Consider the following 25,860-nt stretch of genomic DNA (forward strand, 5'->3'; position numbering starts at 1 on the left):
AAAGCAGTGCAGGACGCCGTTCCGACAGATCGCAGAAATCTGTCGAAGGCGGGGTGGGGGGGGGGGGGGGGGGGGGGGGGGGGCCGGGGGGGGGGGCCGGCGGGGACGGGGCCGGCGGGGGGGGGGGCCCCCCACCCGCCCCCCCCCCCCCCCCCCCCCCCCCGCCATCCCACGAAATGCACGCTTTTGCCGTTGCCGTTGCTTCGGCCTCTGCGGGTGCAGGGCGCAGCCCTGCCAACAAACCCAACCTCAGAACATCAGGTTGATCATCAGCACCACCACGCAGGTGTAGATCAGCGACAGCGGGCCGCCGACCCGCCACATCTCGCGCGGGGTGTAGTTGGCCGGGCCGGTGATCATCGAAATCACCGGGTTGGAGGCCGTCATCAGGTTGTTGGACGCCGACAGCGCCACGATCAGCGCGAACGCCGTCGGGTTGCCGCCCGCCGCCAGCGCAAGGTTCACCGCAATGGGCACCATCACGATGGTGGCGCCCACATGGCTGATGACCAGCGAGAACGCCGTGGTCAGCAGCGCCAGCGCCACCTCCAGTACCCATACCGGAATACCGGTGGGCAGCTTGTCGATGGTATGGCCGGCCACCCATGCCGCCGCGCCACTGGAATCCATCGCCCAGCCGAGCGGGATCAGCCCGGCCATCATGAACACCGTCTTCCAGTTGATCGAGGCGTAGGCCTCGTCCATGCGCAGCACGCCGGTCAGCAGCATGCCGGCCACGCCGGTCATCAGCGTCAGCGCCACCGGCAGCTTGCTGGTCAGCGCGATCAGGATGGTCAAGGCGAAGATCGCCATCGCGATCTTGAACTTGTGCGGGCGCTGCTCGCCGGTCGGGTAGTCGGTCACCACCACGAAGTCACGGCTGCGGGCGGCCTGCGCCAGGTCGGTCCAGATGCTGTGGAAGACCAGCATGTCGCCGGCGCGCAGCTGCACGTCGCGCACGTCCTCGCGGATCACCTGCTTGTCGCGGTTGATCGCCAGCAGGCTGATGCCGCGCTCCTTGCGCAGGCGCAGATCGGCCGCGCTCTTGCCGATCACGTTCGAGGTAGGCGGCACCACCGCTTCGGAAATACCGGCACGGCTCGGGTTGAACAGGTCGCCCAGGTGCTTCAGTCGCGAAGACATGCGCAGGAACTGGTTCTGCGCGAAATCGTTGATCTGCTCACGCGGGCCCATCGCGCCGAGCACGCTGCCGACCCAGATGCGCATCTCCGCCGGTGGCGCCAGGCGAGTGTCATTGCCGGTTTTCAGGGCCAGCAGCAGCGGGGCATCGTGCAGGTTCTCGGCCTCGCCCAGGGTCATGCCCACCAGCGGGCTTTCGGCACTGACCACCAGCTCGAACACATCGCCTTCGATGCCATAGGTCTTGGCGAAGTAGCTCTCGGTGCGCGCGGGCGTGACCCCGTCGTTGACCAGGTTCTCTTCTTCGATCAGCTTGCGGTCGCCGTAGTAGCGGAAATACAGCAGCGAAGCGATCAGCAGCGCCACGCCGATCGGCAGCGGCGCGAACATGCGCAGCGGCTCGATGGTGGCCAGGCCGGAAGGCAGGTTGTTGTTGGCCGAGGCCAGCAGATCGTTCAGCAGGATCAACGGTGAATTGCCGACCATGGTCAGCGCACCACCCATCACGATTGCCGCCGAAATGGGCAGCAGCAGGCGCTGCAGGGTCAACCCGGTGCGCGCTGCCAGTCGCGAGGCGACCGGCAGGTACAGCGCCATCACCGACGGGTTCTGCATGAAAGAGGAATTCAGGCCGGCAATGGCCGTGGTCATCATCAGCAGCCGCTGCTCGACACCATGGCCGCGTCGCAACAGCCAGGCGGCCAGCCGGTTCAGCGCCCCGGTGCGGTCCAGGCCCGCACCGAGGATGGTGGTGGCGATGATGCTCATCACCGCGTTACCGGAGAAGCCGCCGAAGATTTCCTCCGGCGCGATCAGCCCGGTGACACCGAGCACCACCAGGACCACCAGCGCGACCACGTCGGCGCGGATGCGCTCGAACAGGAACATCGCCATCGTGAAGCCGACCAGCCCGAGCACGAGCTTCATGTCGTTGGTCAGCGTCAGCGCGGTATCCATGTGGGGCGCGGTGTCCTCAGGCGATCGTCAGGTGCGGTCGTACAGCAGGTCCCAGACGCCGTGGCCGAGCTTCTGGCCGCGGGTCTCGAAGTGCGTCTGCGGCCGCCAGTCCGGGCGCGGCACGCTGCCACGCGGGCCGGCGCGGTTGACCAGGCCAGCGGTGGCGTCGAGCACGTCCCACATCTGCTCGGCGTAGTCTTCCCAGTCGGTGGCGCAGTGCAGGCGGCCGCCCGGGCGCAGCTTGCGCACCAGCAGCTCGGCAAATGCAGGCTGCAGCAGGCGGCGCTTGTTGTGGCGCTTCTTGTGCCACGGGTCCGGGAAGTAGATGCGCACTTCATCCAGCGCGCCATCGGCGATCTCGTTCTGCAGCACTTCCACCGCATCGTGGTGGTACAGGCGCACGTGGTCGGCGTTGTCGTCGGCCAGCGCGTTCAGCAGCCGGCCCACGCCGGGCGCGTGCACCTCGATGCCGATGTAGTCACGCGACGGATCATGCTGGGCGGCGAAGCGCAGCGCGGCACCGTTGCCGAAGCCGATTTCCAGCACCTTGTGCGCCGGGCGGCCGAAGGTGGCGTCCAGATCACGCGGCTGACCGTTGTAGTCGATGCCGAAGCGCGGCCAGCGTTCGTCGAACGCGCGCTGCTGGGCGGGGGTGAAGCGGCCCTGGCGCAACACGAAGCTGCGGACCTCGCGGCGGCCCTCGCTCACGGTGAAGGGCTTGGGCGGGGCCTTGGAACCGGCGCTGTCGAAAGGATTGGTCATCAGCCGATCAGCCCATCCACCGGGGAGGAGGCGCTGGCGTAGCGCTTGCGCGGAATGCGCCCGGCCAGGAAGGCTTCGCGGCCGGCCTCGACCGCCTTGCGCATCGCACTGGCCATCAGCACCGGGCTGCGCGCACCGGCAATGGCGGTGTTCATCAGCACGCCGTCGCAGCCCAGCTCCATCGCGATCGCCGCATCCGACGCGGTGCCCACGCCGGCGTCGACGATGATCGGCACCTTGGCGTCTTCGATGATCTGCAGCAGGTTGTACTTGTTCTGGATGCCCAGGCCCGAACCGATCGGCGCAGCCAGCGGCATCACCGCAGCGCAGCCGATCTCTTCCAGGCGCTTGGCCAGGATCGGGTCGTCGGAGGTGTAGACCATCACTTCGAAGCCGTCCTTGACCAGCTGTTCGGCGGCCTTGAGGGTCTGCACCACGTCCGGGTACAGCGACTTCTGGTCGCCCAGCACTTCCAGCTTGGTCAGGTTGTGGCCGTCCAGCAGTTCGCGCGCCAGCCGGCAGGTGCGCACCGCGTCTTCGGCGGTGTAGCAGCCGGCGGTGTTGGGCAGGATGGTGTAGCGCTCCGGCGGCAGCACGTCGAGCAGGTTCGGCTCGCCCGGGTTCTGCCCGATGTTGGTGCGGCGGATGGCCACGGTGACGATCTGGGCGCCTGCAGCCTCGGTGGCCAGGCGGGTTTCTTCCAGATCCTTGAACTTGCCGGTGCCGGTGAGCAGCCGCGAGCCATAGGTCTTGCCGGCGATCACCAGCGAATCGGGGGAGACATGAACGTTCATGGCGCGATTATCGCTTATCCGCCTGAAGATGGGATCACGCAATGGCGTGCAGGCCGTGGATGGGTAGGGTTAGTGCCGGCCGCTGGCCGGCAGATGCAGGGTGCCTGACAGCGTCGGATTGCCGGCCAGCGGCCGGCACTACCCGGGACGGCCTCAGCCCCCACCCAGCGCGTGCACGATCTCCACCACGTCGCCTTCGGCCAGGACATGCTCGCCATGGCGGCTGCGGCTGACGATCTCGCCGTTGACCTCCACCGCCACCCGGCGCTGCAGCAGCTGCTCGGCCTCAAGCAGGTCGTGGAGGGTCGCCGAGGCGGGCAGGGTGCGGGGTTCGCCGTTGAGCTGGATGTTCATCCCTGCATTGTCGCTGATAGCCCGTCGGGATCGGAACGTTTGTAATTTGAACCGGGCGCCAGCTCCGGCACAGCAGGTTTCGACGTGGTCAGGCGACAATCCATGCGGCGGCGCAGCGTGAGCAAACGGCGGCGCGGTGAAACCATTGACCGTGCGCCGGCGTACGTGCGCCGGATTCCAAATTGTTTACCCCACAGGAGTTCCTAGATGCAGCTCAGCAAACACCCGATCCGCTCCCTCATGGCGGCTGCGATCGCACTGGCCGCGCTGCCGGCCATGGCAGGCGAAAATCCGTACTCCAAGGCGGTGTTCTTCGGTGACAGCCTCACCGACGCCGGCTACTTCCGCCCGCTGCTGCCCGAGGCCACGCAGGGGCTCTCCGGCCAGTTCACCACCAACCCGGGCTGGGTGTGGTCGCAGCAGGTCGCCAATTACTACGGCCTCAACAAGGACCCCAACGGCAACGGCCAGAACGGCGACAACTACGCTGTCGGCGGCGCCCGCGTGTCGGTCGAAGGCAGCGGTGCCCTCGGCGCGATCCCGTCTCTGAAGTCGCAGGCGGCCCGCTACCTGGCTGCAAACGGTGGCAAGGCTGACCGTAACGCCCTGTATACCGTCTGGGGTGGCGCAAACGACCTGTTTGCCGCCGCCGGCGCTGCCGGTGCGGGTGCGCCGCCGGCCCAGGTGCAGGGCATCATCGGCGCGGCGGTCACCGACCAGATCGCGCTGGTCGGTGCCCTGAAGCAGGCCGGTGCCCAGTACGTGCTGGTGCCGAACCTGCCGGACGTGGGCATCACCCCGCAGTTCCGCGGCCCCAATGCAGCGGCTGCCACCGCCATGTCGGTCGGCTACAACAAGGCGCTGTATGGCGGCCTGAAGCAGGCGGGCATCGAGTTCATTCCGCTCGATACCTTCAGCATCCTGCGTGAAGTGACCGCCAACCCGGGCATGTACGGCTTCACCAACGTCACCGGCACCGCCTGCAAGATCAACCCGGCCAACACCACGGGCAGCATCATCGGCTGCAACCCGACCACCTACGTCAGCCCCGATGCGTACCAGACCTATCTGTTCGCCGATGGCGTGCATCCCACCGTTACCGGTCACCAGCTGCTGGGCCAGTACGCCGTCTCGGTGCTGGAGGCTCCGCGCCTGCAGCAGGTGCTGAGCCACTCGGCACAGACCGTCGGCCGTTCGCGTGCCGACCAAGTCAGCAACCACCTGGGCGCCCGTCCGGCCGATGGCCTGTCGTGGTGGGGTGGCGTGCGCGGTGACCTGCAGCGCTATGACCACGCCGACCTGTACGACGGCGTGGCGCCGGCCGGCCTGTTCGGTGTCGACTGGGCACGCAACGGCGTGGTGGTCGGCGGCTTCGCCGGCTTCGGTCGCATGAGTGCCGACTTCGGCAACAGCCGTGGCGACTTCACCCAGAAGGACACCACCGCCGGCCTGTTCGCTGCCTGGTATGGCGACCGCGTCTGGGTCAACGGCCAGGTCAGCTACACCTGGTTGTCGTATGACGTGAACCGCAAGGTCCAGCTGGGGCCGGCCACCCGCGAACACGGTGGCTCGCCGGACGGCAGCAACCTGACCGCTGCACTGAATGCCGGTTACGAGTTCGGCACCGAAGGCGGCTTCCGCCACGGCCCGATCGCTGCGGTGATCTGGCAGAAGGTCAAGATCGATGGTTACAGCGAAAGCGCTGCTGCGGGCACGCTGGCCACCGCGCTGGGCTACGACCGCCAGAACGTCGACTCGACCGTCGGCCGCATCGGCTGGCAGGCCCGCTTCGATGGCGGCACCGTCAAGCCGTACGTGCAGGTGACCTACGACCACGAGTTCGAGGACACCAAGCAGGCCAGCGCGTGGCTGCAGACCCTGCCGGAACTGGGCAGCTACCGCGTGCCGGGCCTGGACTTCGACAAGAACTACGCCACTGCCGTACTGGGTGCGCGCATGGACCTGTTCGGCCTGCAGGGCAACGTTGGCCTGAGCACCACGGCCGCGCAGAAGCGTGCCCGTGACGCGACGATCTTCGCCACCGTGGGTGGCAGCTTCTGATCCAGAACGGGGTCGGAGCCCCTTCCGCAAGGAAAGGGCTCTGACCCCGTCGTTGAATGGCGGGATGCACAGGCCACCATTGCGCAACACCGGCCGCTCCGCATAGACTTTCACCCGCAATGCGGGCGTAGCTCAATGGTAGAGCTGTAGCTTCCCAAGCTACTGACGTGGGTTCGATTCCCATCGCCCGCTCCATGTCTCCAGGGTATTCACCCCAAGCAGACGCGGCGCAATCGTTGAACCACGCCGAAGTCCAGCGTGTGGCTGCAGCGCCCTGATTTCTCTCTTCAATGCGTTGGACTGTGGCTTCTCCGAACCGCAGCCCAAGTGACTTGTTTACAAGGCGCATTGCAATCGCGTTCGAATCGTCGACGCTGGCTCCTGCAACCTCCGCTGTCTGCCGGGTCCGCCGGGCCGCAGGGTTCAGTTGGTGCTGGGCTTGGGGATGCTAAAAGATCGTTAACCCTTGCCTCCCATCGTCCGCTGCCCGGAGCGCGAATGATCCCCGCACTTTTGCCCCTCAGGCGTTGCTTTGATTTTTCAGGGCGATCCAACCGGAAGGAGTTCTGGTCGTACTCCCTGTCTGCTGCCCTTGTGGTGGCAGTGGGCTACACCTTGATGGACGGCGGATACTGGCTGACGGGCACCGTGCTGCTCGATGGGGAGGCCTTCGAGCCATTCCGGACGCTGGGGTGGGTCATGACGGTCTGCGCGGTCATCGTCCTCCTTCCGCCCATGCTGGCCCTGGCCGTTCGACGACTGCACGACATCGACGAGTCCGGCTGGTACGTCGTGATCGCCTTCATCCCGTTGGGTGTGTTCGTCCTCTTCCCGGTCATGCTTCTGCCGGGCAACGAGGAAGAGAATCGATTCGGCGGTGTTTCCGGCCTGCCGGGTGCCTGACTCAACGCCGGGCGAAGTCCACCAGGTCGGAAGGGTAGTGGGGGCAGGTGCGTAGCGTGGCGTCGTCACCGCCATACAGCACCACCAGCGCAGCCACTTCAAATGCCCAGTAGCCCCACGCGTTCGGCCCGATCAGGCGCCGGGTCCGCTTCTGAGCCTTTGGCGGCAGCAGGAAGAAGTCGCGGTACTGCACCTGCAGGTAGCCGGCCAGCAGTGAAGGGTCGAACGCTTCACCGTCGCGCAGCGGCGCGAACAGCTCGGCGAACGGTCGCGGATGAAAGACCTCATCACTGGCTTCCACCAGGCCCAGCGCCGGCGCGCTGAGGTAGTCCAGCACGCGGTCGGTGTCGAAACAGAGCACCTTCTCCACCAGCGCCGGCAGGCGTTCCTGCGCATCCAGCAGCACGCCCAGTGACAACAGCTGCAGTGCGTACTCGTAGTGCTGCGTTGTACGTGATTGCAACGACGCAGCCAGCGCGATGTCGTGGCCTTGCTGTTGCAGGCTGTCCCGGGCAAGGGCCAGCAAATGCGCTTGCTCGAGCCAGAGATCTGCTACGTCGGCATGCATCTGCTGCAACGCCGCGGGGGCGAAGCCGCGGTCGATGCTTTTCAGCAGCAGGTTGCTGCCGGTCTGTGCAACCGTCTCCCAGCCGTAGGCATGCTCCAGGGCTGCATGTCCCTGCAGCGTTTCCTCCGCAGATTCACCGCCATTGCGCGCATGGCGTGCAAGCAAGGCCATGCCTGCGTTCCAGTCCGCCTGCCAATCCGGCAGGCGAAGCGTGCGGCGCGGCTGGCCCGGGGCCTTGGCCAGTGCTCTCCATCGCGGCAGCATGTCCTGCAGCAGATTCCGGCGATTCACGGCAGTCATCGATTGCATCATCAGCGAGAGTCTAGCGGCATTGCCGGTTCGAACCCCATTGCCTGGCACAGCGTTGAAGGTTTGAATGGTGCACAGTCGCCGCCACCCAGCCTGCATGACCGTTGATCGAATCGCCCTCCGCCGTTTCACCCAGTGGCTGCCGTTCCTGATATGGGTAGCGATCTGCGTGGTGTGGTGGTCGCCTTGGGGTGTGGTCGTTGGCCTGGCCGCATGTCTTGCCCTGGGCGGCGTGCTGCAGCACTTCGATCTGGTCGGCGATGCTGTAGGGGGCGCACTGCTGCGCTCGCGGGCGAAGCTGCCCTTCGCCACCCGGCCGCCCACGCATGATGTCCTGTTGGATTGGGGCGAGCTGGGCATGGGCGGGCCGGCCTACGGCACCCTGATGCTGCGCGATGGCGCCATTGTCGAGGGCGTATCCACCGCAGGCAGCCACGATGCCAGCGGCGAGTGGCTGGCGCTGGCGGGTAGCGCGCTGCGTGTGGCCAGTGGCTACAGTGATCGCAGCGAAGCGGTGATCGTCTACGACGAAGCGGACAAGAGGGTGATGCACCTGCTGGCGATTGTTCCCAGCCTGTTCTGGCAGGAGCTGCACGAGCGCCGGCAGCTTGGCGGGGATGCCGAAGCCGCGATGTGGTTGCGGGATATTCCCAGTCGATCGATCACGCTGCGCCCCTGCCGGGGTCTATGGCTGGAACAGGAGCATCCGGCGCTGGCCGCCGGGGTGCCGCAGGTGTTGCGGCATGTCCTGCCTGATGCCCGGGTGCTGCAGGCCATCCCGCTGCTTCCCGACGACCTGCGCCTGACTGCGCATCCGACCTTGTTCGCGCGCATCTGCCCGTACGCGCTCTGTCTTGATGGCGAGCCCAGTGACCGTCACGTCTGCGATCTGGAGACGGTCATTGCCAGCCCGTCCGGACGATGCGTGGTGGTGGCGGGCAGCGTGCTTGATGGGGATCTGCGTCCCATCGAGGGCGTATGGCTCGTCCACTGGCAGGGGCGTTGGCAGGCCATTGGCCGCCGTGCGATGGGCGGCAGCGGCAAGACCCGGAGTGGGGCCTGGATCGATGTGATCGCGGTCGGCGATGACGGAACGCTTCGCTGCGAAGCCTATGAGGAACACTGGACGTTCGAGGCGATCACACGCGTCCCCACACCACACACGGCATTGGCGCTGCCTGTGGAATGGCGGGAAACCGCATTGGCCGTGCGTGTCCGCGATGGGGGCTTCTCGCTGCGCCTGCCCCGCGCGGATCAGCGGCCCTCAGTCACAGGTTAGACTGCGTCGAATCAAACAAGGAGGTTCCGGCATGCGTCGTCGATGCAGGCCGGGAAAGCGCTGGAAAAGCTGAAGAAATGGGCTGCGGGCAGTACCGGGTGCGGATGACCGGACTTCCGTATGGCTCATGCGCCTGCCGCCTGCACCTGGTGCGCATACTCCTCGGTAAACAGCCCTGACAACGCCCGGCGCTGCTCTGCATCGATGGCGCGCGAGGCGTTGGTTGTGTAGTCGAAATGCACCATCACGCAGCGCCCGCTGGCCACCAGGGCCTCGAACTGGAACGCTTGCTGCACGATCGACAGCGAGGAGCGGCCGATGTTTTCGATGCGGGTCTCGATGCGCACTTCGTGTCCCGGCTGTAGCTGCTGCAGGAAGTCGATCTCGTAGCGGCGCAGGATCAGCGTCAGGTCGCGCATGCTGGCCTCGCGGCTGAAATGGCGGAAGATCTCCTGGCGACCTTCCTCGAACCAGACGGGCAGGGCGGTGTTGGTGACGTGGCCGAGTACATCCACTTCGGAGAAACGCGGAAGGATCGTCAACGGCATGAAGTCTCCGGGGTGTAGTGGGTGGGGTCTCCGGCGACGATGCTGCGATCGCCGGAGACAGTGCGGCGACTACCGGCTGTCAGTCTGAGTAGAAGCCGTTGCCGAGGGTGCCGGGCAGGCCGGGTTCCGGCCACGGCATCAGTGACGTGCAGGCGTCGTACAGCGTGCAGAAGTCCTGCCGCAGTTGTGCAGGCACCCAGCTGCCATAGGAAACGTCGGTCGAGTCGCCCTGGCAGGCGTAGGAAACATCGATCCAGAGGGTATTGGCGTGTGAGGCAACGCCCTGGTGCTGTGTCTTGCCCGTGCAGTAGCGCAGGCCCTGGCCGATCAGGGTGTTGTTGGCATCGAAGTAGAGCCGGGAGACTGCGTGGGTTGGCGCAGCCTGTACGTGTACGGCGCTCCCCATCAGGCCAAACAGCAACAACAGCGGAATTCCCATTCGCATCTGTGGTTCTCCTTGGGTTGTGTAAGCCGGCCGTGTCCTGTCCTGTAGCCGGCAACAGCCATCTTCGCACAGCCTCGGCAGGCACGCAGATGCGGCGGCCTGCAGGGCATCATCCGCCCGCCACACGCCCGCGCTATGCTGCGCGCCTGCCGTCCGATCCTGCCGCGATGAAGCTCGCCATCCTGTCCCGCAACAGCTCCCTGTACTCCACCCGCCGGCTGGTCGAGGCGGCCCGCGCGCGCGGCCACACCGTTCGCATCCTCGACCCGCTGCGCTGCTACATGCGCATCGCCGCCGATGGTTTTTCGATGCACTACAAGGGCCGGCCGATGACCGGCGTGGACGTGGTCATCCCGCGCATCGGAGCCTCGATCACCCGCTATGGCACCGCCGTGCTGCGCCAGTTCGAGCTGATGGGCGCGCGCACTCCCAACCCGTCCGATGCGATCCTGCGTTCGCGCGACAAGCTGCGCGCGCACCAGTTGCTGGCAGCCAAGGGCATCGACATGCCGGTCACCGTGTTCGGCGACAACCCCGATGACACCGTCGACCTGCTGTCCATGCTCGGCCCGCCGCCGCACGTGGTGAAGCTCAACGAGGGCACCCAGGGACGGGGCGTGATCCTCACCGAGAAGGCCAGCGCTTCGCGTGGCATCGTCGAGGCCCTGCGGGGCCTGTACGCCAACTTCCTGATGCAGGAGTTCATCGGCGAAGCCAAGGGTGCCGACCTGCGCTGCTTCGTGGTCGGTGACCAGGTGGTGGCGTCGATGCAGCGCCAGGCGCCGGAGGGTGACTTCCGCTCCAACCTGCATGCCGGCGGCACCGCGGTGGCGGCCAAGGCCAGCCGCGCCGAACAGCAGGTGGCGGTGCGTTCGGCCAAGGCGCTGGGCCTGTCGGTCTGTGGCGTGGACCTGATCCGCTCCGCGCGTGGCCCGCTGGTGCTGGAGGTCAACTCCACACCAGGGCTGGAGGGCATCGAAGCCGCCTGCGGGGTGGATGTGGCCACGCGCATCATCGAGCACGTCGAGAAGATCAAAAAGCCATGATTAATCAATGGCTTGAAATTCTCATGGGCAAATGAGGCCAGCTTTAACGCGCCTTTAATCGGCGCCGGCGTAGCCTTCAGCGAACCGCAGCTCTGCCTCTCAGCAGGATCGGTATCGGGATACGACTTCAGACCCAGGCGGGGCACCGCCTGGGTCTTTTTTATGCCGTCGGAAGTCCCTTGTGGAGGCAGCGTGACGGCCGTAGAGTGGCGCCCATCGTTCCTGGATGGATCCGGAGGCTGGCGATGTACCGCATCACGATGATCGCGTTGTTGCTGGGGCTGTCTGGTGCTGTCTCCGCCAAGCCGGAGAAGACCGCCATACAGATGGACGGGCAGGCACCGGTGGCCGAGCAGGTCCGGCGCGTTGAGAAGGCCCTCGATGACGGCGAGTACAGCGAGATTTCCGCCGATGACCGCGCCCAGGTGCAGCAGGCACTGGCGCGCATCACCCAGCGCATGGGCGACCACCGCACGCTTCAGGAGCTCCCGCCGCAGGTCCAGGCGGAGGTGTTCAACGACCAGGAGCGGATCAATACCGTTCTTGTCCGCGCCCACGAGGACAGCCGCCAGATCTGCCAGCACACCCGCACCACCGGCAGCAACATGCCTAAAAGCCGCTGCCTGACCGTGGCCGAGCGCCGCCGGATCGAAGAAAAGGGCAAGGCACTGCTCAACGACCAGCGCACCTTCAACAACTTCAACCCCGCCACCAACCACTAGGCCGTCCGGTGCCCCTGCGCATGGCACTTGCTGGCGTGAAGGTGGTGCGAATACAGTCAACACTCAACTCAAACAAGGATTCGTTTGTCATGAAGTCCCTCCTGTTGTCGGCGGTCCTGATCTCGGGCCTGACCCTGGCCACCGCCGCCTCTGCATCGAACCAGTCCGGTGAGGTCTTTGTCCCCGGCAAGCCGCTGCAGCAGCAGATCGAGCGCATCGAAATCGAACTCAACGATGGCGAGACCTACAGCGAACTGAAGCAGACCGACCGCAGCCGTGTACGCGAGGCGCTGGCGCGCATGCGTACGGCCGTCGAGCAGCATCCTGACCGCGATTCCATGCCTGAACAGGTACGAACCGATGTCTTCAACGACCAGCAGATCGTGAACACGGTTTTGACACAGGCACGTGAAGATAGTCGTCTAATATGCCAACGTGAAAAGGCCACGGGTTCGAACCGGTCCACGACGCAGTGCACTACCGTTGCCGAGCGCGCCCGGCGGAAGGACAAGGCACAGCGTGATATGGGCCAGGCCCAGCGCATCGGCAAATTCGTAAATTAGAGGTGACAGTGAGAATCCTGGTAATCGAAGACAACAGCGACATTGCGGCCAACCTGGGCGACTACCTGGAGGACCGGGGCCACACCGTGGACTTCGCGGCTGACGGGGTTACCGGTCTGCACCTGGCCGTGGTGCACGAGTTCGACGCGATCGTGCTGGATCTCAATCTGCCAGGCATGGACGGCATCGAGGTCTGCCGCAAGTTGCGCAATGAAGCGCGCAAGCAGACCCCGGTACTGATGCTCACCGCCCGCGATTCGCTGGACAACAAGCTGGCCGGCTTCGATTCCGGCGCGGACGACTACCTGATCAAGCCGTTCGCGCTGCAGGAAGTGGAAGTGCGTCTGAACGCCCTGTCGCGACGCGGCAAGGGCGTGCAGACCCGCGTGCTGGAAACCGGCGATCTGGAATACAACCTGGATACGCTGGAAGTGCGCCGCCAGGGCAAGCTGCTGCAGCTCAACCCGACCGCACTGAAGATCCTGCAGGCGCTGATGGAAGCGGCCCCGGCCGTGGTGACCCGCCAGGAGCTGGAAACCCGTGTGTGGGGTGAAGAACTGCCCGATTCGGATTCCCTGCGCGTGCACATCCATGGCCTGCGCGCGGTGGTCGACAAGCCGTTTGAAGTGCCGCTGATCCAGACCCGCCATGGCATCGGATACCGCATCGCCACCCCGGAAGCCTGATTCGGTGGCAACCAAGGGGGAGCGCCGGCGCACGCCTTATCGGCGGCGCCTGCGCAGCCGCATCATCGTTTCGTTCGTGTTGTTGGGCTTCTGCCTGACGACACTGTTCGCGTTCGCCACCAACTGGGCCCGCCTGCGCGTGGAAAACCAGCTGGTGGAAGAGCTGATGAACCGCAACATCGACGAGTATGCGCGCCGCTATTACGAGCACCCCGGGCATAACCCGGACGCACCGGTACTGCAGATCAAGGCCTATGCCTATTCGAAGGACAAGTTCGACCGGGTGCGCGAAGAGCGCGCGCAGTGGGCGGGCTTCTCCGATGGCATCCACAGCGTCAGCGGCGATGAGCACGGCGAGCCGTACTCCTACAAGCTGGCCGTGCGCAAGACGCCCGACGCCTGGTTCTTCCTCGCCTATGACATGACCGACAGCGTGCGCGGCGGCAAGCAGCTCAACCGCGCGCTGGTGCTGTCGGTGCTGGTGTTCAGCGTGCTGTCGCTGGTGCTGGGCTGGTGGTCGGCCTCGAAGGTGATGAAGCCGGTGTCGGATCTGGCCGCGCGGCTGCGTGCCTATCGCGGCGGCACCAGTGACCCCGAACCCCTGGCGCCACGCTTCCCCGACGACGAAGTGGGGCAGCTGGCACAGGCGCTGGACGACTATTCCTCGCGGCTGACCGAAGTGGTGCAGCGCGACCGTGAGTTCAACGCCGACGTCAGCCACGAACTGCGCACGCCGCTGGCGGTGATCCGTGGCGCTACCGAACTGCTGCTGACCCGGCCCGGCCTGGACGAAAAGGTGCTGCAGCGCCTGCAGCGCATCCAGCGCGCCGAACAGCAGTGCAGTGATCTGATCGGCGCGCTGTTGCTGCTGTCGCGCAACGAGCGCGGGCAGGGCACCAGCAATGTGGCCCGCGTGGCCGAGCAGCTGCTGGACGCGCATCGCGCGCAGCTGGGCGGCAAGCCGCTGGAGCTGCTGCTGGAAGGCGAGCGCAACCTGGTCATCGACGCACCCGAAGCCGCCTTGTCGGTGGCGCTGGGCAACCTGATCGGCAATGCGGTGAAGTACTCGCAGGACGGCGAAGTGCGCGTGTTCGTCGGCACCAACTCGGTGTCGGTAACCGACAGTGGCCCGGGCCTGAGCGAGGAAGACGCGGCCAAGCTGTTCCAGCGTGGCTACCGCGGCACGCATGCTGGCCACTCGCAGGGCGGCGGCATCGGCCTGTCGATCGTCAGTCGCCTGTGCGACCTGTACGGCTGGCAGGTAAGCGTGCGCCCCGGCGGCCAGCGTGGCGTGATTGCCACCCTGACGTTCTCGCCGAAGCCGTTGTAAGGGCCCCTGCGTTGGTGGGTGCCGACCTTGGTCGGCACGAACCCCGCCGACCTTGCATCACGCCCTGTGTCGCTTGTGCCACCACCGTGATCGCTGCCGCGTCCCGCACTTGTAGATCCACGCCATGCGTGGATGCACTTCGGTAGTGCCGGCCGCTGGCCGGCAACCAGGCCTCACCCCCCGGCCAACCCCAGATACCGCGCATGCAGCTGTTCCACCTGCACCTGCAGGTCCTCCGGCTGCCCATCATTGACCACCACGTCATCGGCCAGCGCCAACCGCTGTGCGCGGCTGGCCTGCGCAGCAATCATCCGGTCGGCCAGCGCGGCATCAATGCCATCGCGCTGCATCAGCCGCGCATGCTGCACGGCTTCGGGCGCATCCACCAGCAACACCCGGTCCAGCCATGGGTAGGCCTTCCGCCCGCCCACCTCGGTCAGCAGCGGAATGGCCGCAATCGCATAGGCGCTGGTGGCCTGCTCGCACTGCTGCTGCATCAGCAGGCGGATAGCCGGGTGGGTGATCGCTTCCAGCGCCGTCCGCTCGGCCGGGTCGGCAAACACGTGGGCGCGCAGGCGCCCCCGGTCCAGGCTGCCATCGGCCAGCAGCATGTCGGCGCCGAAACGCTCGGCGATACGGGCCAGCGCCGGGCTGCCGGCAGCCACCACGGCCCGTGCGGCCAGATCGGCGTCGGCCACCACGATCCCCAGCGCCTCAAAGCGCCGGGTCACCTCGCTCTTGCCGGAGGCGATGCCTCCGGTCAGGCCAACCACATAGCGGCTCATGGGGACTCCCCTCAGCGCAGCCCGCTCATCACCAGGTACTGCTCCACCAGTGGCGCACCCCACATGAAGTACAGCCAGCCGGCGATGGCCAGGTAAGGGCCGAATGGGATGGGCGTGGCGCGGTCACGGCCGCGGCTGTACAGCCAGATCGAGCCGATGATGGCGCCCAGCACCGACGACAGCAGGATGATCGGCAGGATGCCCTTCAGCCCGCACCAGGCGCCCAGGGCCGCCAGCAGCTTGAAGTCGCCGTGGCCCATGCCTTCCTTGCCGGTCAACTGCTTGAACAGCCACCAGACCGTCCACAGCGACAGGTAACCCACCGCCGCGCCCACCAGGGCGGGCTTGGCCGGCATGTAGAGGTTGTCGATGCTGCCTATCAGTCCCAGCCACATCAGCGGCAGGGTCAACTGGTCGGGCAGCAGCTGCGTTCGCAGGTCGATGCCGGACAGGGCGATCAGGAAGCAGGTCAGCACGATGGCGCCGAAGCCCTGCCAGCCGAAGCCGAATTGCCAGACGCAGGCCAGCACCAGCACCGAGGTCAGCGCCTCCACCAGCGGGTACTGCAGCGAGATCGGCGCCTTGCAGTGCCGGCACTTGCCGCCCTGGATGATCCAGCTGAACAGCGGGATGTTCTCGTACCAGCTCAGCTTGTGCTTGCAGTGCGGGCAGTGCGACGGCTCGACCACGATCCCCGGTGGGGGTGGTTCATAGAAGTCCGGTTCCTCCAGGACTTCGCGTGCATCGCGCTTCCACTGCCATTCCAGCCGCTTGGGCAGGCGCAGGATGACGACGTTCAGGAAACTGCCCAGCAGCAGTCCGAAGGCGGCCGCGGCGGGGTAGCCGAGGCCAGGATGCTGGTCGAGAAAAGCCATGTATGTGTTATCCGACGACGGCGCCGAGTTTGAAGATGGGAAGGTACATGGCAATCACCATGCCGCCCACAATGGTACCAATGAACACCATGATCATCGGTTCCAGCAGGCTGCTCAGGGCATCCACCGAATTGTTGACCTCCTGCTCATAGTACTCGGCCACCTTGAACAGCATGGCATCCAGCGCGCCGGCCTCTTCGCCGATGCCGGTCATCTGGATGACCATGTGCGGGAACAGGTTGGTCTGCTTCATCGACATGTTCACCGGGTAACCCACCGAGACGTCGTCGCGCATGCGCAGCACCGCCTCTTCGTACACGGTGTTGCCGGTGGCGCCAGCCACGATGCCCAGGGCCTCCACAAGCGGCACGCCGGCCTTGAAGGTCACCGCCGTGGTACGCGAGAAGCGGGCGATGGCGCTGTTGTGCATGATCTGCCCGATCACCGGAACCTTCAGCACGAAGCGATCCATCGCGTGCTGCATCTTCGGCGAGCGCTTGTAGGCCATGATCGCACCGACTGCGGCACCGATCGCGATGAGCAGCATCAGCCACCACCACGACACCATGAACCGTGACAGGTTCACCACCATCTGGGTGAAGGCGGGCAGCTCGGCCCCGAAGCTCTTGAACACGTCCTCGAACTGCGGCACCACGAACACCAGCATGATGCCGCTGACCAGCATCGCCACCACCACCACCATGATCGGGTAGAACAACGCCTTCTTGATCTTGCCCTTCAGCGCTTCGATGTTTTCCTTGTAGGTGGCCACCGTGTCCAGCACGGTTTCCAGCACGCCGGCGCCTTCGCCGGCCCGCACCAGGTTGCGGTACAGCTCGTCGAACTGCACCGGGTGCTTGCTGACCGCCTCGTACATCGAGGAGCCGCCCTCGATGTCGGTGCGGATGGTGTCCACCAGCTTCTTCATCCGCGGGTTCTTGTGCCCGCTGGCGATGATGTCCAGCGCCGACACGATCGGCACGCCGGATTTCATCATCGTGGCCATCTGCCGGCTGAAGAAGGCGATGTCCTTGGGTTTGACCGGGCTGCCGGAGGCGCCGAACAGCGGCTTCGGCTTGGGCTTGACCTGGCCCGGGTTGATGCCCTGGCGGCGCAGCTCGGCGCGCAGCAGGTTGGCGTTCTTGGCCAGCTGCTCGCCCTTCATCTTCACGCCCCGCTTGTCGGTCCCCACCCAGACAAACGGCTGCAGTTCCATGGTGGCGCGCGCCACCGGCTCTTTCTTGATCGCACTGCGACTGACAGACATGTTGGCTCCCCAAGACCCGCCATCCCCAGGCGGGTAACTAGCCATCGATGGTAGCGGGTTCAAGGCCGGATGGGCAGTTGGCAGGGGGCCCAGCGTGCGATTTCGTGCCGGGTGCCGACCAAAGGTGACGTACTGCGTCACATTGCCGCGTCCATCGCAGATTCGGAAGCGGGGGGTTCCCATCCGCGAAATTGCTGCCATCATGGGCGCGGGGAAATCCAGGGGGAGGCGTGCCGGGGTTGGCACGCAACCTGCGTTGATCCACCCGCAGGGCATGGGGCCCGCTCAACCGGCGCTGTCCGGTCCGATCCCGTGCACTGAACTCAACCACCACTATCTTGGGGATGTACCAAATGAAGAACCAGAAGGGCTTCACCCTTATCGAACTGATGATCGTCGTCGCGATCATCGCCATCCTGGCCGCCATCGCGCTGCCGGCATACCAGGACTACACCGCCAAGTCGAAGGTCACCGCTGCGCTGGCCGACCTGGCCTCGCACAAGACCCAGTTCGAGATGGAAAAGAGCGCCGGTCGTGTGCCGACGCCGGCGACCGCGGGCTTCCAGGCTGAAGAAACCGGTTCCTGCTCGGTCATCGCTGTCGCCGATACCGGCATGACCTGCACCATCCGTGAGCCGGGCAGCCGTATCGGTGCCGGTGCCCAGCTGGCGCTGCAGTACACCGATACCGTGACCGACGGCACCGGTGCTATCACCACCCCGGGTGGCTTTGCTTGCGTTGTTAAGGGTATGGACGACAAGTTCATCCCGAAGGGTTGCACCAAGGGCAAGTAATTGAGTAAGCCTTCTGCGCGTTGAGAGCTTTAGCTCGAACCGCGCGCTGGTAAGAAGACACAAGGCCCGCTTCGGCGGGCCTTGTGCTGACCGGGCTGGCAAAGTCCGATCAGCACACAGCAATGGGGATTGCTGCAAAAACACAGGGGGAGTCATGCAGATTCAAAAGGGCTTTACGCTCATCGAACTGATGATCGTGGTGGCCATCATCGCCATCCTGGCGGCGATCGCGACGGTGGCGTTCCAGCCCTACGTCGTACGCACGCAGCTGACCGCCGCACTGGCCGACATCACGCCGGGCAAGACCAAGGTGGAAATCCTCGTCAATGAGGGCCGTTCGGCCAGCCTGGTCACGCCGAACTACATCGGTGTCGCCCAGAACGCCCACTGCTCCAACGTCGAAGCCGAACTCAGCGACTCCGGCGTCGGCCATATCAGCTGCACCTTGAAGGGACACAGCGCGCTGGACGGCAAGGACCTGATCCTGCGCCGCTCCGCCGAGGGCATCTGGAGCTGCGATGGCAGCGCGTTCGACGCGCGCTATCGCCCGACCGGCTGCTGATCACACTTCAGCGCTCCGATGGGATGCTGGCTGCCCCTTGACGGGGCTATCATCCCCGGGGGAGTCAGGATCGTGCCTGCCGGGCCGGGAGTGCCGGGCAAGGCAGTGTTGCTCATGGATTGGCGATGCCGGTGGCCATTGGGTCGCGGCGGGTTCTGCTGCCCCGTGCGGTGTCCGTGCAAGACGCACGGCATGGCATGACCCCATGAGCCAAGGATTCATATGAACGCTGTTACCACCGCCAATCTTGTCGGCATCACCGGCCTGGCCCGTCGCCTGGTGCAGGACGGGGCCCTGGACGAGGCCACCGCCCGCGACGCCATGGCCAAGGCCGCCGCCGCGCGCCAGCCACTGCCGACCTGGTTCGCGCAGAACAAGCTGGTCAATGCCTCGCAGCTGGCCGCCGCCAACGCGGTCGAGTTCGGCATGCCGCTGTTCGACGTGTCCACCTTCGACGCCGGCCAGAACGCGATGAGCCTGGTCAGCGAGGAGCTGCTGCGCAAGCACAACGTGCTGCCGCTGTTCAAGCGCGGTGGCAAGCTGTTCGTCGGCACCAGCAACCCGACCCACTCGCTGGACGAGATCAAGTTCCACACCAACCTGGTGGTCGAGCCGATCCTGGTCGACGAGGACCAGATCCGCCGCACGCTGGAACAGTGGCACGCCAGCCATGACACCCTCGGCGACGCCCTGGGCGGCGATGACGATGGCATGGGCAACCTGGACGTGGCGGCCGGCGACGAGGATCTCGGCGCCACCGGCAGCGATTCCGGCATCGACGCCAAGGGTGACGACACCCCGGTGGTGAAGTTCGTCAACAAAGTGCTGGTCGATGCGATCCGCAAGGGCGCCTCGGACATCCACTTCGAGCCCTACGAAGACGATTACCGCGTTCGCCTGCGCATCGACGGCCTGCTGAAGATGGTCGCGCGCGCACCGGTGAAGTTGAACCAGCGCATCGCCGCCCGCCTGAAGGTGATGGCACAGCTGGACATCGCCGAGAAGCGCGTCCCGCAGGACGGCCGCATCAAGCTCAACCTGTCCAAGACCAAGCAGATCGACTTCCGCGTCAGCACGCTGCCGACCCTGTTCGGCGAGAAGGTGGTGCTGCGTATCCTTGATGGCAGCGCGGCCAAACTGGGCATCGACAAGCTGGGTTACGAGCCGGACCAGCAGAAGTTGTTCCTGGATGCCATCCACAAGCCCTACGGCATGGTGCTTGTGACCGGCCCGACCGGTTCGGGCAAGACCGTGTCGCTGTATACCGCGCTGGGCATCCTCAACGACGAGACGCGCAACATCTCCACCGCCGAAGACCCGGTGGAAATCCGCCTGCCCGGCGTCAACCAGGTGCAGCAGAACAACAAGCGCGGCATGACCTTCGCGGCGGCGCTGCGCTCGTTCCTGCGACAGGACCCGGACATCATCATGGTCGGCGAAATCCGCGACCTGGAAACGGCGGAGATCGCCATCAAGGCCGCGCAGACCGGCCACATGGTGCTGTCCACGCTGCACACCAACGATGCGCCGCAGACCATCGCGCGCCTGATGAACATGGGTATCGCGCCGTACAACATCACCAGCTCGGTGACGCTGGTGATCGCCCAGCGCCTGGCGCGCAGGTTGTGCGGCAACTGCAAGCGACCGGCCAACCTGCCGGAGCACGCGCTGCTGGCCGAGGGCTTCACCCAGGCGCAGCTGGATGCGGGCATCCAGTTGTACGAGGCGGTGGGCTGCGATGAGTGCACCGAGGGCTACAAGGGCCGAACCGGTATCTACCAGGTGATGCCGATGACCGATGAGATCGCCACCATCGTGCTGGCCGGTGGCAACGCACTGCAGATTGCCGAGGCGGCGCAGCAGATCGGGGTGAATGACCTGCGGCAGTCGGCGTTGAAGAAGGCGGCAGCGGGTGTGACCAGCCTGGCCGAGATCAATCGCGTTACCAAGGATTGAGGTAGAACCACGCCATGCGTGGATGACGCGATGCATTGGGTTGCCGGCCAGCGGCCGGCACTACCGCGTTGGTGGGTGGATCCACGCCATGCGTGGATGACGCGATGCATGAGGTTGCCGGCCAGCGGCAGGCACTACCGCGTTGGTGGGTAGATCCACGCCATGCGTGGATGGCGCGATGCATGAGGTTGCCGGCCAGCGGCCGGCACTACCACGTTGGAGGGTAGATCCACGCCATGCGTGGATGACGCGATGTATTGGGTTGCCGGCCAGCGGCCGGCACTACCGCGTTGGTGGGTAGATCCACGCCATGCGTGGATGACGCGATGCATGAGGTTGCCGGCCAGCGGCCGGCACTACCACGTTGGTGGGTAGATCCACACAATGCGTGGATGACGCGATGCATTGGGTTGCCGGCCAGCGGCCGGCACTACCGCGTTGGAGGGTGGATCCACGCCATGCGTGGATGGCACGGCGGTGCACGCCAACCAAGGTTGGCGCCTACCAGGGCCGTTCGGCCCTTACTCCATCCCCAGCTTCTTCAGCTTGTAGCGCAGCGCGCGGAAGGTAATCCCCAGCTGCGCAGCCGTGCGGGTCTTGTTCCAGCGGTTCTCTTCCAGCGCGCGCTGGATGGCGCTGCGCTCCAGCTGCTCGATGTACGAGGGCAGGGCGGCACCGCCCGGCTGCAGGTCGGCCACGGCTTCGGCAGGAGCAGCGCCGCCGGGCGCACGCGGGGCGTGCTGCGGCAGGCGCAGGTCGTCGGCACCGATGCGGTCTTCTTCGGCCAGTGCCAGCGCGCGCTCCAGAATGTTCTCCAGCTCGCGCACATTGCCCGGGAACGGGTAGTGGGCCAGCGCTTCCAGCGCGGACGGCGCCAGCAGCGGTGTGGCACGGCCGTGGCTGCGGGCCAGCCGCGCCAGCACGGCGGCAGCCAGTTCCGGCAGGTCCTGGCGGCGCTCGCGCAGCGGCGGCACCTTCAGTTCAATCACGTTGATGCGGTAGTACAGGTCGTGGCGGAAGCGCCCGTCCTCGACCAGCTCGGCCAGGTCACGGTGCGTGGCCGAGAGAATGCGCACGTCCACCGGTTCTTCGTTGGCCGCACCGACCGCACGCACCGACTTTTCCTGGATCGCGCGCAGCAGCTTCACCTGCATCTGCAGCGGCAGCTCGGCCACTTCGTCCAGGAACAGGGTGCCGCCGTGTGCAGCCTGGAACAGGCCCGGCTTGTCGGCATGGGCGCCGCTGAAGCTGCCTTTGCGATGGCCGAAGAACTCGCTCTCCATCAGCTCGCCGGGAATGGCACCGCAGTTGACCGGCACGAACGGACCAGCCGCACGCGCGCCCTGGGCGTGGATGGTGCGCGCGACCAGTTCCTTGCCCACGCCCGATTCACCGAGGATGTAGACCGGCGCCTGGCTGCGCGCGACCTTGCCGATGGTGGTGCGCAGTACGTCCATGGCCGGCGAAGCGCCGAGCAGGCGTGCAGCCTGTTCGGTGGCGGGGCCGGGCGCAGGGCGTTCGGTGTTGTTGAGTTCCAGCGCGTGCTTGACCAGGCCGCGCAGCACCGAGATGTCCACCGGCTTGCTGACGAAGTCGAAGGCGCCGGCCTTCAGCGCTTCCACGGCCAGGTCCATGCTGCCGAACGCAGTGATCATCGCCACAGGTGTGCGCGGGTAGTGCTGGGCGATCTCGCTGACCAGCTCGATGCCGTTGCCATCCGGAAGGCGCATGTCGGTGATGCACAGGTCGTACGGGTTGCTGGCCAGCAGCTCGCGCGCTTCGGCCAGGTTGGCGGCGGTACTGATGCGCAGCCCCATGCGGCCGAGGGTCAGTACCAGCAGTTCGCGGATGTCGCGTTCATCGTCGACGACGAGGGCGCTGCGGGTTTCGTTCATGGGCGTGAAAGATAAACGAGGGGGCTGGAAGCGACAAATGTTTGACGCACAGAATTGGAATCAGGTGGGCAACAGCGTGTGCGGGCCGGGCAGCACCAAGCGGAAGCACGAGCCTCCTGCCGGCACCGGGATGTAGTCGAGCCGTGCCTGGTTGGCGCGGCACAACTCGCGGGCGATATACAGGCCCAGCCCGGTGCCATGCTCGGAGGTGGTGAAGAACGGACGGAACAGCTGTGCGGCCACGCTCTCGGGAATGCCGGGGCCACGGTCCATCACGTCGATCACCGCGCTGCGCTCGTGCTGCGCCACGCGCAGGCGCACCCGTGCCGGCTGCTGGCCGATGCGGCCGTATTTCAGTGCGTTGTGCACCAGCACGATGAGCACCTGGTACAGGTGTTTGCTGTCGACCTGCGCCATCACCGCCGTGTCGCTGATGATCGGTTCGATGCTGTCGGTTTCCAGCGTCTGGCCCTGCTTGTACTCCAGCACGAAGCGGCGCACGAAGGCGACCAGGTCGACGTTCTCGGGTGTGGCGCGCTCGCGCCGTGCCAGCCCCAGCACGCTCTCGACGATGCCGTTGGTGCGCTGGCATTGCTGGCGGATGATCTGCAGCAGGCGGCGGTCGCTTTCGTTGAAACCGGTGCCTTCCTCCAGCAGCTGCACGGCGTAGTTGATCGCCGCCAGCGGATTGCGGATTTCATGGGCGAGGCTGGCCGAGAAGCGGCCCATCGCCGACAGGGTGAGCGATTCGGCGCGCCGCGAGACCACGCTGGAGTCGTCCAGGAATACCAGCGCCAGTTCGCTGCCGGCCAGCAGGCGGGCGAAGCGCGGTTGCACTTCCGGCTGGTCGGGGTTGAGCTGCAGCGGCAGTTCGTCCTGCGCCCAGCCGTTGCGCCAGCGCTGCAGGCGGCGCGCCAGTTCCGGCGCGGCACTGGCCAGATCCAGGCGTCCCGTCTCACCGATGCCGTCGTTGTCGCCGAGCAGCATCGAGGCCGCTTCATTGGCCAGGGTGATGCGGTTGTCGGCGTCCACCACCAGCACGCCGGTGCGCATGCGGCGGATGATCAGTTCGTTGATCTGGAACAGGTTGGCCACTTCGTCGCCGCGCTGGTTGGCCAGCTGCTGGTTGCGGCGCGCGCGGTTGCCCACCTGGTAGCTGATGAAGGCCAGCGCCAGGTAGCTGGTGGCGAACATGGCCAGCTCGGCCAGCGTGCGGGTGGGATCACCGCCTTCGAGCACCTTCCAGAGGTATTCGATGCCGGTGGCCAGGCTGGCAGCAACCGCCAGGCCCAGGCCCCAGCTCAGCGGCAGCAGGGTGGCGGCAGCGGCGATGTTGAACAGCAGCGACATCGAAATGCCGGCGCTGGCACCGGGCAGGGCATGCGCCAGCAGGGTGGCGGCGATGATGTCCACCAGCACGCTGCTGACCACGATCGGGCGCAGCCAGCGTTCGTTGCGGCCGATCGCCAGGGCCAGCAGCGACAGCAGCAGATAGATCGCCGCGACGGTATCGGCCAGACGCGGGTGATGGGCCTCGCCGACCATGCCGGACAGGGGGCTGTAGAGCAGGCCGGCGATGACCGCGGCGATCAGCACCCGGTACAGCGCGAAGAAGTACAGCTCACGCCGCGGAATCGATTCGATGCGGTCGATCAATGAAGCACTGGGTGACACGCCGGAACTCCCCTTCTGGCTGCCTGGGTCTGGAATCTGCGGCGGCCCTGCCTGGCATCCCCTGAAGCCGGGCGGGTTCGTCGCTTCTATGTGGCCTGCGGTGGAAGCCGCCGGGCAAGCCCGACACTACACACCTTGGTTGACCAGTATAGGGCCCCCGGCAGGACGCCGCCGGAGCCGCCCGGATCGCGCATTTGGCCTGCCGTGGATACCGGTGGTCAGCGCCGGCCCGGGCGCAACTGCCTGAATGGCGGTGGAAATCTGGCCGGGTGTGGCGTTTTGTACAGACTTCTTTGCGCCCCGGCGCCGGCTCGGCCACAATAGTGGGCCCGCCGCGGTCCATGCCGGCGCCCCGCCGGGGCCCTGAGGAATTGCGTGCGGTCGTTCCTATTCCCACGGTGACGCATGAATTTCCACGAATACCAGTCAAAACAACTGCTTGCCGAGTACGGCATCCCGGTCCCGGCCGGCAAGGTCGCTGCGACCCCGGACGAAGCGGTTGCCGCTGCCAACTCCCTGGGCCAGGGCCCCTGGATGGTCAAGGCGCAGATCCACGCTGGCGGCCGCGGCAAGGCTGGCGGCGTCAAGTTCTGCAAGACCACCGACGACGTGAAGGCCGCTGCGGCCAAGATGCTCGGCACCAAGATGGCCACCTACCAGACCGCTGGCGTTGAACTGCCGGTCAACCTGGTGCTGGTGACCACCGCCGGCGAGATCGTCAAGGAACTGTACCTGTCGGTGCTGGTCGACCGTGGCACCAAGACCATCACCTACATCGCCTCTTCGGAAGGCGGCGTGGAGATCGAGCAGGTCGCCGCTGAAACCCCGGAGCTGATCCACTCGCTGAACGTCGACTTCGTCGAAGGCGTGCAGGGTTACCACGGCCGTGATTTCGGCTTCAAGCTGGGCCTGACCGCCAAGCAGGCCGGCCAGTTCGCCAGCATCATGGTGAACCTGTACCGCCTGTTCAACGAAAAGGACCTGGCCCTGGTTGAAATCAACCCGCTGGCCATCCTGGACGACGGCAACCTGTACGCGCTGGACGGCAAGTTCGACAGCGACGACAACGCCGCGTTCCGCCAGAAGGCTCTGGTCGCCATGCGCGACAAGACCCAGGAAGATCCGACCGAAGTGATCGCTTCGGAACTGGACATCAACTACGTCACCATGGACGGCAACATCGGCTGCATGGTGAACGGCGCCGGCCTGGCCATGGCCACCATGGACGTCATCAAGCTCAACGGCGGCGAGCCGGCGAACTTCCTGGACGTGGGCGGCGGCGCCAACAAGCAGCGCGTCATCGAAGCGTTCAAGCTGATCCTGTCCTCGGACAAGGTTGAAGGCATCTTCGTCAACATCTTCGGCGGCATCGTCCGCTGCGACATGATTGCCGAAGGCATCATCGCCGCCGTGAAGGAAGTGGGCGTCAAGGTTCCGGTCGTGGTGCGCCTGGAAGGCACCAACGTGGAAGAAGGCAAGCAGCTGCTGCGCGACAGCGGCATGGCCATCATCCCGGCTGACAACATCAACGATGGCGCCAAGAAGATCGTTGAAGCTGTCAAGAACGCTGCCTGATTCGACACCA

At 65.9% G+C, this 25,860-nt stretch carries 24 protein-coding genes and 1 tRNA gene; 13 read left to right on the top strand and 12 right to left on the bottom strand.

Features of this window, described 5'->3' with window-relative positions:
- Positions 1–249: 249 nt before the first annotated feature.
- From V3B48_RS03915 to thiS, 4 genes are all read right to left on the bottom strand, one after another.
- Complete coding sequence (locus V3B48_RS03915; RefSeq protein ID WP_010481466.1) at positions 250–2,097, bottom strand: SLC13 family permease; 1,848 nt, start codon at positions 2,095–2,097, stop codon at positions 250–252.
- 27 nt (positions 2,098–2,124) lie between these two features.
- A complete protein-coding gene (gene trmB / locus V3B48_RS03920) occupies positions 2,125–2,859 on the bottom strand; it encodes a tRNA (guanosine(46)-N7)-methyltransferase TrmB (protein ID WP_010481468.1) in 735 nt (244 codons plus the stop codon).
- Entirely contained in the window at positions 2,859–3,653 is a 795-nt protein-coding gene (locus tag V3B48_RS03925; protein WP_010481470.1) for a thiazole synthase, read from the bottom strand. Before V3B48_RS03925 ends, trmB begins: the two co-directional genes overlap by 1 nt.
- A 153-nt stretch (positions 3,654–3,806) precedes the next feature.
- A complete protein-coding gene (gene thiS / locus V3B48_RS03930) occupies positions 3,807–4,007 on the bottom strand; it encodes a sulfur carrier protein ThiS (protein ID WP_008265079.1) in 201 nt (66 codons plus the stop codon).
- 207 nt (positions 4,008–4,214) lie between these two features.
- Between thiS and V3B48_RS03935 the strand changes: the two genes are divergently transcribed.
- From V3B48_RS03935 to V3B48_RS03945, 3 genes are all read left to right on the top strand, one after another.
- The gene (locus V3B48_RS03935; RefSeq protein WP_032128836.1) at positions 4,215–6,068 is read left to right on the top strand and encodes an autotransporter domain-containing esterase; all 1,854 of its coding nucleotides are present in this window, start codon (positions 4,215–4,217) and stop codon (positions 6,066–6,068) included.
- Positions 6,069–6,189: 121 nt separating this feature from the next.
- Positions 6,190–6,263, top strand: a tRNA-Gly gene (locus tag V3B48_RS03940).
- A gap of 303 nt (positions 6,264–6,566) precedes the next feature.
- Entirely contained in the window at positions 6,567–6,971 is a 405-nt protein-coding gene (locus V3B48_RS03945) for a DUF805 domain-containing protein (protein ID WP_049425112.1), read from the top strand.
- Position 6,972: 1 nt separating this feature from the next.
- Here the strand turns inward: V3B48_RS03945 and V3B48_RS03950 are convergent, their stop codons facing one another.
- Complete coding sequence (locus tag V3B48_RS03950; RefSeq protein ID WP_329893235.1) at positions 6,973–7,830, bottom strand: PoNe immunity protein domain-containing protein; 858 nt, start codon at positions 7,828–7,830, stop codon at positions 6,973–6,975.
- 115 nt (positions 7,831–7,945) lie between these two features.
- Here V3B48_RS03950 and V3B48_RS03955 point away from each other — a divergent pair, with 115 nt between their 5' ends.
- Entirely contained in the window at positions 7,946–9,127 is a 1,182-nt protein-coding gene (locus tag V3B48_RS03955) for a hypothetical protein (protein WP_329893236.1), read from the top strand.
- A 125-nt stretch (positions 9,128–9,252) separates the two neighbouring features.
- Here V3B48_RS03955 and V3B48_RS03960 read toward each other — a convergent pair whose 3' ends face one another.
- Both V3B48_RS03960 and V3B48_RS03965 read right to left on the bottom strand, forming a co-directional pair.
- Entirely contained in the window at positions 9,253–9,675 is a 423-nt protein-coding gene (locus V3B48_RS03960) for a thioesterase family protein (protein WP_329893237.1), read from the bottom strand.
- Between the two features lie 79 nt (positions 9,676–9,754).
- Positions 9,755–10,120, bottom strand: a complete 366-nt coding sequence (locus V3B48_RS03965; RefSeq protein ID WP_329893238.1) for a hypothetical protein — start codon at positions 10,118–10,120, stop codon at positions 9,755–9,757.
- A 167-nt stretch (positions 10,121–10,287) separates the two neighbouring features.
- Here V3B48_RS03965 and rimK point away from each other — a divergent pair, with 167 nt between their 5' ends.
- From rimK to V3B48_RS03990, 5 genes are all read left to right on the top strand, one after another.
- Positions 10,288–11,166 (top strand): 30S ribosomal protein S6--L-glutamate ligase, encoded by an 879-nt coding sequence (gene rimK, locus V3B48_RS03970; RefSeq protein ID WP_095377257.1) that lies wholly within the window; start codon positions 10,288–10,290, stop codon positions 11,164–11,166.
- Between the two features lie 245 nt (positions 11,167–11,411).
- Entirely contained in the window at positions 11,412–11,888 is a 477-nt protein-coding gene (locus V3B48_RS03975) for a hypothetical protein (RefSeq protein WP_010481495.1), read from the top strand.
- A gap of 89 nt (positions 11,889–11,977) precedes the next feature.
- Positions 11,978–12,451 carry a hypothetical protein gene (locus V3B48_RS03980; RefSeq protein ID WP_329893239.1) on the top strand — a complete coding sequence of 158 codons (474 nt, stop codon included), beginning with the start codon at positions 11,978–11,980 and terminating at the stop codon, positions 12,449–12,451.
- An 8-nt stretch (positions 12,452–12,459) separates the two neighbouring features.
- Complete coding sequence (locus V3B48_RS03985; protein WP_005410804.1) at positions 12,460–13,137, top strand: response regulator transcription factor; 678 nt, start codon at positions 12,460–12,462, stop codon at positions 13,135–13,137.
- Positions 13,100–14,467, top strand: coding sequence for a HAMP domain-containing sensor histidine kinase (locus V3B48_RS03990; protein ID WP_032128829.1), 1,368 nt, complete (start codon positions 13,100–13,102; stop codon positions 14,465–14,467). Before V3B48_RS03985 ends, V3B48_RS03990 begins: the two co-directional genes overlap by 38 nt.
- A gap of 173 nt (positions 14,468–14,640) precedes the next feature.
- On the opposite strand, the gene coaE is transcribed toward V3B48_RS03990, so the two are convergent.
- From coaE to V3B48_RS04005, 3 genes are read right to left on the bottom strand one after another with little or no spacing between them, the layout of a single operon-like run.
- Positions 14,641–15,252: a dephospho-CoA kinase gene (gene coaE / locus V3B48_RS03995; protein ID WP_043402827.1), complete on the bottom strand. Its 612-nt coding sequence runs from the start codon at positions 15,250–15,252 to the stop codon at positions 14,641–14,643.
- Between the two features lie 11 nt (positions 15,253–15,263).
- Positions 15,264–16,127 (bottom strand): A24 family peptidase, encoded by an 864-nt coding sequence (locus V3B48_RS04000; protein WP_329893240.1) that lies wholly within the window; start codon positions 16,125–16,127, stop codon positions 15,264–15,266.
- Between the two features lie 7 nt (positions 16,128–16,134).
- The gene (locus V3B48_RS04005) at positions 16,135–17,394 is read right to left on the bottom strand and encodes a type II secretion system F family protein (RefSeq protein WP_329893241.1); all 1,260 of its coding nucleotides are present in this window, start codon (positions 17,392–17,394) and stop codon (positions 16,135–16,137) included.
- A 353-nt stretch (positions 17,395–17,747) separates the two neighbouring features.
- Between V3B48_RS04005 and V3B48_RS04010 the strand changes: the two genes are divergently transcribed.
- From V3B48_RS04010 to pilB, 3 genes are all read left to right on the top strand, one after another.
- Positions 17,748–18,188, top strand: coding sequence for a pilin (locus V3B48_RS04010; protein ID WP_005410798.1), 441 nt, complete (start codon positions 17,748–17,750; stop codon positions 18,186–18,188).
- A 154-nt stretch (positions 18,189–18,342) separates the two neighbouring features.
- Positions 18,343–18,750, top strand: a complete 408-nt coding sequence (locus V3B48_RS04015) for a pilin (protein WP_329893242.1) — start codon at positions 18,343–18,345, stop codon at positions 18,748–18,750.
- A 222-nt stretch (positions 18,751–18,972) separates the two neighbouring features.
- The gene (gene pilB / locus V3B48_RS04020) at positions 18,973–20,706 is read left to right on the top strand and encodes a type IV-A pilus assembly ATPase PilB (protein ID WP_329893243.1); all 1,734 of its coding nucleotides are present in this window, start codon (positions 18,973–18,975) and stop codon (positions 20,704–20,706) included.
- 521 nt (positions 20,707–21,227) lie between these two features.
- On the opposite strand, the gene V3B48_RS04025 is transcribed toward pilB, so the two are convergent.
- On the bottom strand, positions 21,228–22,601 hold the full coding sequence (locus V3B48_RS04025; protein ID WP_329893244.1) for a sigma-54 dependent transcriptional regulator: 1,374 nt from the start codon (positions 22,599–22,601) through the stop codon (positions 21,228–21,230).
- 60 nt (positions 22,602–22,661) lie between these two features.
- Entirely contained in the window at positions 22,662–24,275 is a 1,614-nt protein-coding gene (locus tag V3B48_RS04030) for an ATP-binding protein (RefSeq protein ID WP_329893245.1), read from the bottom strand.
- Between the two features lie 405 nt (positions 24,276–24,680).
- Here V3B48_RS04030 and sucC point away from each other — a divergent pair, with 405 nt between their 5' ends.
- Complete coding sequence (sucC, locus tag V3B48_RS04035; RefSeq protein WP_004154430.1) at positions 24,681–25,850, top strand: ADP-forming succinate--CoA ligase subunit beta; 1,170 nt, start codon at positions 24,681–24,683, stop codon at positions 25,848–25,850.
- Positions 25,851–25,860: the final 10 nt, after the last annotated feature.

This window comes from Stenotrophomonas sp. SMYL20, assembly GCF_036320045.1.
GTDB lineage: Bacteria > Pseudomonadota > Gammaproteobacteria > Xanthomonadales > Xanthomonadaceae > Stenotrophomonas > Stenotrophomonas maltophilia_A.